Annotated in this window: 13 protein-coding genes; 12 read left to right on the top strand and 1 reads right to left on the bottom strand. The window is 43.5% G+C overall.

Annotation, left to right across the window (positions count from 1 at the left end):
- Nucleotides 1-104: 104 nt before the first annotated feature.
- The 7 genes from HUS26_RS09085 to HUS26_RS09060 all read left to right on the top strand — a co-directional run bounded on the left by HUS26_RS09085 (nt 105) and on the right by HUS26_RS09060 (nt 6,693).
- Complete coding sequence (locus HUS26_RS09085; RefSeq protein ID WP_173916858.1) at nt 105-866, top strand: fumarylacetoacetate hydrolase family protein; 762 nt, start codon at nt 105-107, stop codon at nt 864-866.
- Nucleotides 863-1,597 (top strand): fumarylacetoacetate hydrolase family protein, encoded by a 735-nt coding sequence (locus HUS26_RS09080; RefSeq protein ID WP_173916857.1) that lies wholly within the window; start codon nt 863-865, stop codon nt 1,595-1,597. The genes HUS26_RS09085 and HUS26_RS09080 overlap by 4 nt, the downstream gene beginning before the upstream one ends.
- Nucleotides 1,598-1,609: 12 nt before the next feature.
- A complete protein-coding gene (locus HUS26_RS09075; RefSeq protein ID WP_173916856.1) occupies nt 1,610-1,990 on the top strand; it encodes a 5-carboxymethyl-2-hydroxymuconate Delta-isomerase in 381 nt (126 codons plus the stop codon).
- 400 nt (nt 1,991-2,390) lie between these two features.
- Nucleotides 2,391-2,507 carry a symporter small accessory protein gene (locus tag HUS26_RS20210; RefSeq protein WP_371809573.1) on the top strand — a complete coding sequence of 39 codons (117 nt, stop codon included), beginning with the start codon at nt 2,391-2,393 and terminating at the stop codon, nt 2,505-2,507.
- The gene (locus HUS26_RS09070) at nt 2,504-4,087 is read left to right on the top strand and encodes a sodium:solute symporter family protein (protein ID WP_173916855.1); all 1,584 of its coding nucleotides are present in this window, start codon (nt 2,504-2,506) and stop codon (nt 4,085-4,087) included. The genes HUS26_RS20210 and HUS26_RS09070 overlap by 4 nt, the downstream gene beginning before the upstream one ends.
- Before the next feature lie 148 nt (nt 4,088-4,235).
- A complete protein-coding gene (gene uvsE, locus HUS26_RS09065) occupies nt 4,236-5,204 on the top strand; it encodes a UV DNA damage repair endonuclease UvsE (protein ID WP_173916854.1) in 969 nt (322 codons plus the stop codon).
- Nucleotides 5,205-5,397: 193 nt separating this feature from the next.
- Entirely contained in the window at nt 5,398-6,693 is a 1,296-nt protein-coding gene (locus HUS26_RS09060) for a hypothetical protein (RefSeq protein WP_173916853.1), read from the top strand.
- A 37-nt stretch (nt 6,694-6,730) separates the two neighbouring features.
- On the opposite strand, the gene HUS26_RS09055 is transcribed toward HUS26_RS09060, so the two are convergent.
- On the bottom strand, nt 6,731-7,630 hold the full coding sequence (locus HUS26_RS09055; protein ID WP_173916852.1) for a LysR family transcriptional regulator: 900 nt from the start codon (nt 7,628-7,630) through the stop codon (nt 6,731-6,733).
- A 196-nt stretch (nt 7,631-7,826) separates the two neighbouring features.
- Between HUS26_RS09055 and hpaE the strand changes: the two genes are divergently transcribed.
- Genes hpaE through HUS26_RS09030 form a run of 5 tightly spaced genes read left to right on the top strand, consistent with a single transcriptional unit; the run spans nt 7,827 to nt 13,191 of the window.
- Nucleotides 7,827-9,344: a 5-carboxymethyl-2-hydroxymuconate semialdehyde dehydrogenase gene (gene hpaE, locus HUS26_RS09050; RefSeq protein ID WP_173916851.1), complete on the top strand. Its 1,518-nt coding sequence runs from the start codon at nt 7,827-7,829 to the stop codon at nt 9,342-9,344.
- Nucleotides 9,345-9,358: 14 nt separating this feature from the next.
- Nucleotides 9,359-10,834, top strand: a complete 1,476-nt coding sequence (gene hpaB / locus HUS26_RS09045) for a 4-hydroxyphenylacetate 3-monooxygenase, oxygenase component (protein ID WP_173916850.1) — start codon at nt 9,359-9,361, stop codon at nt 10,832-10,834.
- Nucleotides 10,835-10,845: 11 nt separating this feature from the next.
- Entirely contained in the window at nt 10,846-11,820 is a 975-nt protein-coding gene (hpaD, locus tag HUS26_RS09040) for a 3,4-dihydroxyphenylacetate 2,3-dioxygenase (RefSeq protein ID WP_173916849.1), read from the top strand.
- A gap of 23 nt (nt 11,821-11,843) precedes the next feature.
- Entirely contained in the window at nt 11,844-12,302 is a 459-nt protein-coding gene (locus tag HUS26_RS09035; RefSeq protein ID WP_173916848.1) for a flavin reductase family protein, read from the top strand.
- A 19-nt stretch (nt 12,303-12,321) separates the two neighbouring features.
- Nucleotides 12,322-13,191 carry an FAD synthetase family protein gene (locus HUS26_RS09030; RefSeq protein ID WP_173916847.1) on the top strand — a complete coding sequence of 290 codons (870 nt, stop codon included), beginning with the start codon at nt 12,322-12,324 and terminating at the stop codon, nt 13,189-13,191.
- The last annotated feature ends 4 nt before the right edge of the window (nt 13,192-13,195 follow it).

The following is a 13,195-nucleotide window of genomic DNA, read 5'->3' as shown; positions in this document are numbered from 1 at the left end:
GATATAATGCATATTTTTAATATAGAAAGACGAATGGTATTTTATAATTATTGAATATTTACAAAATTAAATCTAATCATTTAAAAATAAGGAGACGTGTAAAGATGACGAAAGTAAAAGCGCGAATCAATGGGCGCCAAATCTTAGAAGAGCTGAAGATCACTTCTCAAAATAATCCGCTTCCCCAGTTAGATCATCCCGGCATTAAGTCATGGGCCGCCCCTGTGGATGGAACAGTTTATGGAACGCTGCTTAATGACCAATTGGAAGTAGAAGAAATGAAGGAGAAATTCAAGGAAGCTCCTTATAAACAGCCGCCGAAGGCACCTGTTTTATACATAAAACCTATTAATACCCTAACAGGCCACGAGTCAGAAGTGCCGCTTCCTTATGATACAGAGACACTCCAGATCGGGGCTAGTCTCGGAGTTGTCATCGGAAAACAGGCAGCAAAAATATCTGAAAGTGAAGCATTTAGCTATATCGACGGCTATACAATAATTAACGATGTGAGCATTCCCCTCGATAGTGTGTTCCGTCCCGCGGTAAAAGAGAAAGCCAGAGATGGATTTTGTCCTGTGGGACCATGGATTATTCCTAAAGAAGCGGTCAGCGATCCTCATGACCTGATGATAAAAGTTTTTATCAATAGTGAACTTCAGCAGCAGTTTCATACTGGCCGGCTCGTCAGGAAGATTCCCGAGCTGCTGTGCGATGTGACTGAGTATATGACGCTGAATGAAGGTGATCTTCTTATGGTTGGCACAGGGATCAACCGTCCTTTCGCAAGAGAAGGAGATCGTATAAGAATTGAAGTGGATGAGATCGGTAGTTTGGAAAACACGGTAAGGAGGTCCCAGCAATGAAAATGGCCCGAGTTGCCTATGAAGGAAGGATCTATCAGGCGTTCGATACTGAAGAAGGGATTAAATTTGCAAATGGGCAGATCGTCAGCGAACAAGATGTCGTCTGGCTTCCGCCTGTTGAAGTGAAAACATGCTTTGCTTTAGGACTCAATTACTTTGACCATGCAAGTGAGCTTGACTTTCAGGCCCCAAAAGAGCCGCTCGTCTTTTTAAAAGGACCGAACACGTTTATCGGGCACCGAGGTTTTACCAAGCGGCCGGAAGATGTCACAAATATGCACTATGAATGTGAGCTTGCTGTCGTAATCGGGCGTCAGGCAAAAGAGGTAAGCGAAGCAGATGCCTATGACTATATTTTAGGTTACACGATTGCCAATGACTATGCGTTCCGCGACTATTTGGAGAATTATTACCGGCCGAATCTGCGTGTAAAAAACAGGGATGACAGTACGCCGATTGGTCCGTGGCTGGTAAGTGCCGAAGATATCGAAGACCCGATGAACCTTCCATTAAGGACATATGTGAATGGGGAAAAGGTGCAGGAAGGATCGACTAAGGATATGATCTTCAGCATTCCTAAGCTTATCGAATACTTAAGCAGTTTTATGACGCTTAATCCTGGAGATATGATTTTAACGGGGACTCCAAAAGGGACCGTCGATACGAAAGCAGGGGATGAAGTCATTACAGAGATTGAAGGAATCGGCCGGTTAAAAAATACTGTCTATTAAAGGAGGGAGCCTGTGCCGCACGTTATTTTGGAGTACACGGATAACCTTTCGGAACATGTAGAGATGCAGGGGCTTTTAAAAAGTATTAATGATGTATTAATTGAGCGGAATGATATTTTTCCGACCGGAGGGATTAGAAGCCGGGCCCATGAAGTCAAATACTATCAAGTAGCGGATGGAAAAGAAAATGATGCGTTTATACATGCCGTTTTAAAGATTGGCAAAGGCCGCAGCGAAGAGGAAAAGCAAGCTGTCTGCAATCGTATTTTTTCGGTCATCAAAGACTATTTAGAACCTTATGCCAAGGATCATTACTTAGCTTTATCTTTAGAACTTGTCGAGTTCCAGCATGCTGCCTTAAAAAAGAATAATATTCACCAGAGATTTATATAGAGAAACCAGACTGTCGAGATTTACTTGACAGTTTTTTTTATTAAGTGGATGTGACGGATGAGCTTTAGTTAACAAGAAAGTAAATACCTTGAGAGCTTGTTTGCTCTCTGCCAATGCAAGTATACGAAATTCGTCACTTTAAGCTATTATTTTTATATTTATCAAAAAAATGGTTCAGTGATAATCTAAAGTTGTTTCATATTTCAGAATAATTTTGAAAGCGCTTGCTTAGATAAACTTTGAATCCATACAGGGGGAGGAATGTGTGACAAAAACACGTGCAATAAAAAAGGAGAAGTTTTTTATAAACGGGATGTTTTAGTGCTCTTTTAGGAAGACCGGCTTTCTCTATCGTCATCAATGATGCTACATAAATCCACTAATACAAGGGAGGAATTACATGTTAGGCTTCGATGATTTCTGGATTGGATTTGTTTGGTTTGGAACGATATTAGCTCCCATCGCCTGTGTACTTTACGGCGCCATCATGTGGAATAAAGGAGGAGAAAAGGAATGAATTTATCCATCCTGATTCCACTGTTCATCACCTATATAGCCGTCATGTCATATCTCGCTTATTATGGCTGCAAGAAGACGGTTACGAAAGAAGATTATCTTGTTGGCGGCCGAAACACCAACTCGATTATTATGGCACTTTCTTATGGCGCTACTTTTATCAGCACCTCAGCCATGGTTGGTTTTGGCGGCATATCTTCCGTCTACGGGATGGGACTTTTATGGCTTGCTTTTTTAAACATTGTTTTAGGGATTTTTGTAGCGTTTGCCGTCTTTGGAAAAAGAATTCGCCGGATGTCCCTGAAGATAAAGGCTGCGACATTTCCGACTTTCTTAGGGAAGCACTATGATTCGAAATTTATAACGATCTTTGCCGGTGCGATGATTTTCATCTTTATGCCAGCGTATACGAGTATTGTTCTGATCGGCGGGGGAAGATTCCTGCAGGAGTCACTCGCCATGAATTTTAATGCCGCTCTTGTCCTGCTTGCATTGATCGTAGCGGTTTATGTAGTAACAGGCGGAATCAAAGCAGTAATGTACACAGATGCATTTGGTGCTGTGATCATGCTTGCTGGAATGGCTGTTTTTTTATTCGTCACATATCAAGCAGTCGGCGGACTGTTTAATGGGCACCAGGCATTGAATGCGTTAACGAGCATGGTGCCGGAAGACTTGACAGCTGACGGACACAACGGATGGATGAGCATGCCGGATTTTGGTTCACCGATGTGGTGGACACTTGTCAGTACGATGATATTGGGGGTCGGAATCGGAGTGCTGGCCCAGCCCCAGCTTGCGATGAGAAGCATGACGGTATCGAGTGACCGATCTCTTTACCGTTCAGTAATTGTTGGTGGTATTTTTATCTTCTTCATGGCTGGTGCGTCTTACATTATCGGCCCGTTGAGTAATGTATACTTCATGGAAACTACCGGACAGCTTGCTATTCAAGCCGCAGAAGGAAACACTGATCTCGTTATTCCAAGGTTGATCAGTGACTTAATGCCTGAATGGTTTGTTTACTTATTTACACTGACCCTTATATCAGCGACATTATCCACTGTAAGCTCACTCATTCATGTTCAGGCTTCGGCATTTGGTGAGGATATCCTCAGGACGCTTGGTGTGAAATCAGTGTTTGGAGTCAGCCCAAACCGCCTCGGCGTTATTGTTGGTGTTATTCTCGCTGTAGTTTTGGCTTACTTGCTGCCGGGAGGAATTATCGCCCAGGCGACAGCCTTCTGGTTCGGCATTTGTGCCGCAGGATTTTTGCCGGCATTAACAGGGGCATTATTCTGGAAAGGGGCTACAAAGCAAGGGGCTTCTGCCAGTATAATTACCGGATTTGTCATCAGTGTGTTCGGGTTTTTATTTTTAAAAAGCTCTCAGTCTACGGCATTCGGTCTCTCACAAGCCTTGTTTGGCAGCGACTTTTTACTTCCATATCCGTGGACACATATCGACCCACTGATCTATTCCCTGCCGCTTTCTACAATTGTTTTTGTAGGGATTAGTTTAATGACGCGTGAAAAGCAGAAAACCGAGTGGGAGAAAGAAGAAGTCAACGCTGTTCAATAATTATAATGAAAGCAGTCTAAAACGGACTGCTTTTATTTTTTTGTTATATTAGCCGGAAAGCTTCGGACTCATCATTTAATCTGAAAAAACACGGTTCATAACCCCGCAGAAGAGAATACTAAGATAAAAACGAACGGGGTGATGAAATATGACATTATTCAGGCTTGGCTACGTGGCGATGAGCGTAAATGTGCAAAATGCGTCACCTTCTCAAACGATGACATACCAACGGTTTAAGCTGCTACGGGATCGAGAAGCTGCGATAAGGAAGCTTGAAAGAATTGCTCAGTCCAACATTCAAAATTGTCTGCGGCTGCTAAAACATAATAAAGCCCACGATATAAAGTTCTTCAGGCTGAGTTCAAGGCTTGTTCCGCTTGCGGGGCACGATGAATTAGAAGAGTGGAATTACTTATCGGCTATCAAAGAGGATCTTAGGGAGCTGGGAGCTTTCTCGAACAGTGAGGGGATGCGGCTTGATTTCCACCCTGACCATTTTGTCGTCCTTAACTCAAGTGATAAGAAAATCCTGAAAAACTCTTTAAAAGTATTGAAGTATCATTATTTGCTGCTGCATTATATGGGATTCGATCCGACTCATCGCTGCGTGTTTCACTTAGGAGGCCGCTATAAGGATAAGGAGAAATCGCTGGAACGATTCATTGATAATTGGGGGCTCGTCCCTGAAGGAATACAAAAGATGGTGATGATTGAAAATGACGACACCTCTTATACGCTGAAAGACTGCCTGTACATTTGCGAAAAATTAAGTATTCCTCACGTGTTTGATATTCATCATCATCTGGCGAATCATGATGGGGAGAGGTGGGAGGAGCATTGGGAGCGCGTTGTTAATACTTGGTCTCATTCACCGCTGCCTGTAAAGATGCATATTTCCAGTCCAAAAAGTCAGAAGGAGTTCAAAAGCCATGCTGACTTTGTAGACTTAGGTCTGCTCCTTGAGTTTGTGAGTAAAGCGAACGGGTCCACAGAACAGATTGACTGTATGATTGAAGCGAAGCAAAAAGATAATGCCTTATTTAAGCTAGCAGTCGAATTAAAAGAGCATCCTAATATAGAAATGCTTTCCGACAGCTCTTTTATATGGAAAGATTAATATATTTATTAAAAAACACTTGGATGATTGTTCCAAGTGTTTTTTTGTACCTCATTTAAAGCCCCTGACCTGTTAAGGAACATTATCAAAGAGAAATATAATGGAAAATTATTCTAAATTAGTATAAAATTAAACTTATGTTAGAAAATTCTGTAATTTTTATCGAATCATTTAATAAGAGGAGGGATTAAAGGTGCGCCAACGTTTAGGAGTCTGTTCACTAATCTGCTTATTGGCGGTTTTTTGTATGACTGGTACAGTTTTCGCAGAAATTGAGAAGGATGAGTATTTCGTTGATGAGTCAAAGCTGCCTTTTGAAGCGATCGAGGGAAATGAATCTGAGCGTCTTTGGGGAATACATAATGGAGCCGGGTATCGTATTGAAGTTCCCCAAAACTGGAAAGGCGATCTGGTTCTTTATGCACACGGATATCGAAATGAAGCGGTAAAGGAATTAACGGTTGATAATCCGGCAAACCTCAGGAAATTTCTTCTTGAGAACGGTTATGCCTGGGCGGCTTCCAGCTACAGTAAAAACGGATATGATGTAAAGCAAGGAGTTAAAGATACCCATGCCCTTGAAAACTTTTTTCATGGGAAAGTAGGCAGGCCGGAAAATACTTATGTTGTCGGACACTCGATGGGTGGCCACATCACCGGTGCAATGATAGAACAGTACCAGAATTCTTATGATGGAGCTTTACCAATGTGCGGGGTAATGGGCGATGCTGAGCTATTTGATTTTTTCGCTGATTATAACCTTGCTTCACAGGTGCTTGCGGGAGTAGAGGTTCAGTTCCCTGCTCCTTTGGACTATCAGACGGCTGTAGTGCCTAAGATTAAGGAAGAACTTGGGTTGAACACAGGAATGCTGACGGAGGAAGGAGAAATGCTGAGTAACCTCACCGAGAATCTGTCTGGCGGAGAACGTCCACTGTTTGATGCCGCCTTTAGCCGCTGGAAGGATTTTCTTTTCACGCTTTATCGTGATAACTCTTCTTATGGCACGCCGGGTAACATTATTGATAATACAGATTCGGTCTATCAACTGGATTCTGATCCAGAGCTATCTGAGCTGGAGCGGGAAATTGCTCAATTAATTCCTGACATTTCAGCGGATCCCCAGGGTAGAAATAAGAATGGTTTGTCAAAAATTCCTCATATCTCAGGCCAGTTCGATGTACCTGTTATTACCCTTCATACCCTTGGAGATCTTTTTGTACCATTCTCAATGGAACAAATTTATGCCCAAAGAGCAGCAGTCAATGGAAATTCTGACTTACTGGTCAGCCGTGCTGTAAGAGCAGTGGGGCATTGTGAGTTTACACCTGAAGAGGAAACCAAAGCATTTGCAGACCTTACGGATTGGGCAGAAGGTGGAGAAAAACCAAATGGTGATGATATATTAAATCCAGAGGCAGTCAGAAAAAATGATTTTGGCAGTGAATTCACCTTACCGCTCCGCTCTTATGATCCATTAAGACAATAGAAAAAAAGCTGTCTCCAAAATAAGGAGGCAGCTTTTTTTAATTTCTTACACAGTTCGCCTGGTCTTCGAGCACTTGAATCAGCCGCTGTGAAGCTTTCGTTAAATAGCGTTCTTTGTGCCATATGACTGCAGCCTCTGACTTAATATTCGCTCCCGCCAGCTGATAGCTCTTTACATTATAAAAAGCAAAAGCATTCAGTGTCGATTCAGGCACGATGGTGGCACCGACTCCGTTTGCGACCAGCGACAGCAGCATCGCCGCATCAGGGCATTCACAAATAATGTTCGGTTCTATTCCGTGGGCGCGGCACTCCTCTACGATCAATTCAAATTGACCTTTTCCACTGATCCGATGGAGGAGCATAAGAGGAATATCACGAAGCTCCTCAAAGTCGATGAATTCGTTGTGGCTGGATATATTCCACGTATCGGGGGCTGCAAGTATGTATCGTTCTGAGGGGATGTTAAGAATGTTGAACTCATCGGACTGCATAGGAAGCCGGACAATCGCAAGTTCAATTTCGCGTTTTTTAATACACTCTTCAAGGAAATAAGTATCTCCTTCCCTGAGCTGGTAAGTAATATTGGGGTGCTGCGCTTTAAAAAGCTTAAAGGCGCTGCTCAAATAGGAAAAACACGATTTGGTTGATCCAATATGCATTTTTCCTCGCATGCCTTCGCTAGTTTCCTTTACTTCCACAATCGTTTCACTAAACTCATGAAGGATTTTTCCCGCTTTTTCAAAAAGAATTTCTCCGGCTTTTGTCAGCTCAAGCTTTCTTCCTTGGCGGTCGAACAGCTTTAAATTTAATTCTTCTTCCATTAATTTAATTTGCTGGCTGAGCGGAGGCTGGGCCATATGAAGTCTTTTGGCTGCCTTTGTTACTTGCTGTTCTTCAGCAACAGCCCGGAAATAACGCAATTGTTTTAAGTCCATCATTTAACTCCCTTCGAATGCTTATGAATACTTTTTTAGTATGAAAAGTAGATATTATACATATTTTTAATATACTTTTCGATATGATAACTTGAATATACAAAGTTTATCGAATATTTGCAAATCTTTATTTGTAAGGGTTTGCGATTTTACATGAGTAAAAAGTAAGCGCTGTCAAAAATCGAGGAGGATGGGAATGACCAATAGTCAAACAGCAGCAGAGCTGAAAAGAAAAACAATAGCTGGGGTACAGGACGTGCAGCTCTATATCGATGGACAGTTTGTAGATGCAGCATCACATCAGCAGTTTGATAACATCAGCCCTTTTACAAACGAAAAAATTAATAGTGTCGCTTCCGGAGGGGCAGAAGACATCCATAAAGCAGCATTGGCGGCGAAGAAGGCGTTTAAAGGCGAGTGGGGAAAAATGAAGCAGAGCGACCGCCTCAAATACGTCAATAAAATCGCTGATCTTATTGATGAATACACGGAAGAACTGGCACCGCTCGAGTCTTATGACACAGGTCTTCCGTTAAGCCTTACGAAAAAAATGGTCAGCCGCGCTTCGCATAACTTTCGTTTTTATGCGGAAATGGTCTCAAGCCGGATGGTCGGTGATGCCTATCAGGTCGATGACGAATTTTTAAATTATACAATTCACAAGCCGGTCGGTGTTGCGGGGTTAATTACGCCGTGGAATGCCCCGTTCATGCTGGAAACGTGGAAAATCGCTCCTGCCCTTGCAACAGGTAACACGGTGATTTTAAAACCGGCCGAGTGGTCTCCGCTGACGGCCAACAAATTAGCTGAAATTATTGATCAGGCAGGCTTGCCTGACGGAGTGTTTAATGTCGTTCACGGTTTTGGTGAGACAGCAGGTGCATCTCTTGTCGCACATAAAGATGTCGAGCTGATTTCTTTTACAGGTGAGACGACGACAGGTTCTGAGATTATGAAAAATGGAGCAGATGCATTGAAGCGTTTCTCCATGGAGCTTGGGGGCAAATCACCAATCATCGTTTTTGATGATGCCGACCTGGATCGTGCCCTTGATGCCTGTACATGGGGGATTTTCTCCTTTAACGGCGAGCGCTGTACTGCGAACTCCCGCTTGTATATTCACGAAGATGTGGCCGGACAATTCATTACAGCATTAAAAGAGCGAGTCGATAATATTCGTGTCGGTGACCCGCTTGATGATACGACTCAAGTTGGACCGTTAATCCATAGAAAACATTATAAGAAGGTAGCGTCATATTTGGAACTCGCGAAGGAAGAAGGATGTGAGGTCTACCAGGGAAATGTTCCAGAAGAGTATGAGCTTGGCAATTACATTCCGCCTACCATTTTACTTAATGCAGATAACTCAATGCGCGTCGTTCAGGAAGAGATCTTTGGACCTGTACTAGCCGTAATGACGTTCCGTGATGAGGAAGAAGTGATCGAGCTTGCGAATGACGTCCGTTACGGTTTAGCCGGATATGTCTGGACAAAAGACATCCAGCGCGGTCACAGGGTGGCACAGGCCGTGGATGCCGGAATGCTCTGGATCAACTCGCAGAATGTACGTGATTTAAGAACACCGTTTGGCGGCTCAAAACACAGTGGAATCGGGCGTGAAGGCGGATATTATGCTTTTGAATTTTATACAGAAATGCAAGTGGTCCACGTCGCCCTTGGCGATCACAAAATTCCGCAGTTTGGTAAAAAATAAGGAGGTTGTATACGATGCCAGCGAAAACAGGGGCTCAATATATTGAACGAATCAAGAAGGCGAAAAACAATGTATACATCGGGGGAGAAAGAGTCGAGGATCCAACCACACATCCTGCTTTTAAAAATGTGATCCAATCGATGGCGAAACTTTATGACCTTCAGTATGAAAAGCCGGACAAAATGCTTTATACCTCAAAACAGTCCGGCGATAAAGTAGGAATGACCTTTTACCGTCCGGAAACAATTGAAGACCTCATTAAAAGAAGAGAAGCGATTCAGGAATGGGCACGCTTATCCGGCGGCATGATGGGCCGATCCCCGGATTACTTAAATGCTGAAGTGATGGCGATGGGTGTGGCGAATGATTTATTCGCCGAAGATGATCCGATGTTTGCCGAGAACTCGAAAAACTATTATGACTATGCCCGTGAAAATGACATCAGCTTAACGCACACGTTAATTCACCCGCAAGTCAACCGCCAGAAAGCCCAGCATGAACAGAAAGATGCCAATGTAGCTCTTCATCTAGTAGAGAAACGCAGCGACGGCATTATTGTTGACGGTGTGCGCCTGCTGGCAACGCAGGGCGGCATCACCGATGAAATTCTCGTCTTCCCATCAACCGTGAAAAAAGCCGGCGAGCTTGATGATCCATATTCTTTAGCATTTGTTGTTCCTAACAACACACCTGGCTTAAAATTCATGAGCCGTGAATCCTTTGATTACGGTAAGTCCGAGTGGGATCACCCGCTGAGCAGCCGTTTTGAAGAAGGAGATGCGATCGTTTACTTTGATAACGTTTTTGTACCATGGGAGAAAGTGTTTGTCTGCGGCAATTCGTCTATCTGTAACCGTACATTCCTTGAAACAAATGCCGTTGTTCACATGTCACACCAGGTCGTAGCCAAGAATATCGTCAAAACAGAGTTTGTGCTGGGCGTTATTTTAAGCATTATGGACTCAATCGGTATTGATAAGTTCCAGCACGTTATGGACAAAGGAACCGAAGTTATGCTGATCTTGGAGAATATGAAATCTCACCTGTATAAAGCAGAGCATAACGCAAAGCTTGATAAGTGGGGAACGATGACGCCAGACTTTGAAGCTCTCAATGCAGCCCGCAACTGGTTCCCGCGCGTGTATCCGAGAATCACGGAAATCCTGCGCATCCTTGGAGCATCCGGTCTTATGGGAATACCTTCAGAAGCTGACTTTCATCATGAAGAAATCGGGCCGCTGCTTGATCGTGCCATGCAATCTAAGAATCTGCAAGGCTATGATCGCGTGAAGCTTTTCCGTCTCGCCTGGGATGTAACGATGAGTGCTTTTGGAAGCAGGCAGACTCACTATGAGTACTACTTCTTCGGAGATCCCGTCAAAATGGGCATGACGTATTTTGAACAGTTCGATAAAGAACCATATAAAGCTTACATTCAGGATTTCTTAAAAAACGTTAAATCATCAAAACCGGATTTTACAAACGTGTGAGGAGTGAGTATATGAGTTTCGATATTATCCGATCAGGCCGGGCCGTTTTACATGTGACAGACCTGGAAAAGTCTAGAAAATTCTACGATGCTCTTGGTTTTATTGAAACCGAGGCCAATAATGAAGAGATTTACTTCAGAGGGTTAGAAGAGCATAATCACCACAGCCTTTTACTTAAGAAGAAATCTGTACCTGCTCTTGAAGTCATAAGCTATAAAGTGCGCTCAGAAGAGGATTTAGATAAACTTGGAGCAAAACTTGAGCAGGATGGCAGCGAAGTGAAATGGATCGATAAACAAAAATCGGTCGGTCGTGCGTTACGCTATCAGGATGTGTCCGGTCTTCCTATAGAGTTTTATGCTCAAATGGATACAGTGGAAAGAAAGCTGCAGCAATACGATCTCTATAAAGGTGCAAAAGTCCAGCGGATTGATCACTTTAACTGCATGGTATCTGATGTAGAAGCGGCACAGGACTTTTATATGAAGGAACTCGGTTTTGCCTGTTCCGAATATACCGCCGGGGAAGAGAATAAAGTATGGGCTTCCTGGCTTCACCGAAAACCTAGTGTTCATGACGTCGCCTTTATGAATGGCGAGGGGCCGCGCCTTCACCACGTCGGTTTCTGGCTGAAGGATCCGATGAGTTTAATTGACGGCTGTGATGTACTCGCTTCCATGGGATATGGGCCAAACATAGAACGTGGACCGGGACGTCACGGTTTATCCAATGCTTTCTTCCTTTATTTACGCGACCCTGACGGCCATCGCATTGAATTGTACAATGGAGATTATTTAACGAGCGACCCGGACTTTAAGCCGATACGCTGGGATTTAGATGATCCGATGCGCCAGACATTCTGGGGCCATGAAGCTCCTGACTGCTGGTTTGAAGAAGCAACTGAAGTCCTTGATGTTCACAATGGAGAAAAGGTGGAAACGAAACCTGCGAAGCTGAAAAAACGCAAACCGACATTTGTGATTTAAAAATCTTTGGTGAGGTGATCAATATGGATGATCGTATGTTCAGGACAGCTATGGGGAAATTTGCAACAGGGGTTACCGTCATCGCATCAGAAGCAGACGGCGAGGTTCATGGCATGACAGCCAACGCCTTTATGTCGGTTTCTCTTGAGCCAAAGCTTATTCTCATTTCTGTCGGAAAAAACGCAAAGATGAATCAAACGATAGAAAAAGCCCAGAAGTTTACGGTGAACATTCTTTCAGAAGCCCAACAGGAAATGTCGATGATTTTCGCCGGACAGCTGAAAGATCGGCATGTCGTGTTTGATACTTTTGAAGGCATGCCTGTGTTGGAAAACTCGTTAGTAAGCTTAGCATGTAAAGTATACAATACCCATGAAGCCGGCGATCATGTTTTATATGTTGGAGAAGTGATTAACTTAACTCTTCAGGATGGAGAGCCTTTGACTTTCTTCGAAGGGAAATACAACCTGGTCAATTCATAAATAAGGAGGGGGTGGGAATATGAAACTGATTCAAATCAATTTTCCAATTAAACGAGAGGTTCAACAGGAGAGCGAAGCATGCGTTATGGCTCTGGGTTTCTTTGACGGTGTCCATCTCGGGCACAGGGAGATTATAAAGCAGGCAAGTAAGGTCGCAGACAGAAAGAAATTGAAGCTTGCTGTTATGACGTTTTTTCCCCACCCTTCTTCTGTTATTCCTAAAGGGCCGAAGGTGACGCACTATTTAACACCGCTGAATGTTAAAGCAGAAATATTCGAGAGGCTCGGAGTCGATCTTTTATATGTCGTTGAGTTCAATCAGCAGGTGGCTGCGATTCCTCACCGTCAATTCGTCGATGACTATCTATGCGGCTTACGTGTGAAGCACGCAGTAGCAGGATTTGACTACAAATATGGATTTAAAGGAAAAGGAAATATGGAGCAGCTCGTTACTGACAGTAACGGACGATTTGAGGTTACGAAGGTTTCCGAACTGTCTCAAAACAGTCATAAAGTCGGCTCCACACTGCTTAGAGACCTTCTCTCAACAGGGAAAGTTGAAAAAGTGAGTGATTACTTAGGAAGGAACTACGAAATGAAAGGCTTCATGAACGGGCATGGAAAAGCAGTGGAGATCACAATTGATTCGAGCTATTTTTTGCCTTGTTCCGGATCATACGAAGTGACGGTTTTATATCAAGGACTGCGGGCAAAAGGGATTTGTGAAATAAACTCCCGCAATGAAAAGGGACAGCTCAACATTCAGCTGTTTCACGATTCGCTTATTGGACAGGGCGAACTCGTCACGCTGGAATGGAACAATTTTATTGCTGATTTCGACGCCTGGGATTTTCACGCACAGGAGAATATGCTTGAGGCTAGGCTATAAATGG

It is taken from the genome of Halobacillus sp. Marseille-Q1614, from assembly GCF_902809865.1.
GTDB lineage: Bacteria > Bacillota > Bacilli > Bacillales > Halobacillaceae > Halobacillus_A.
Note: the sequence above shows the minus strand (reverse complement) of the source record. Positions and strands in the feature narration are given on the sequence as shown.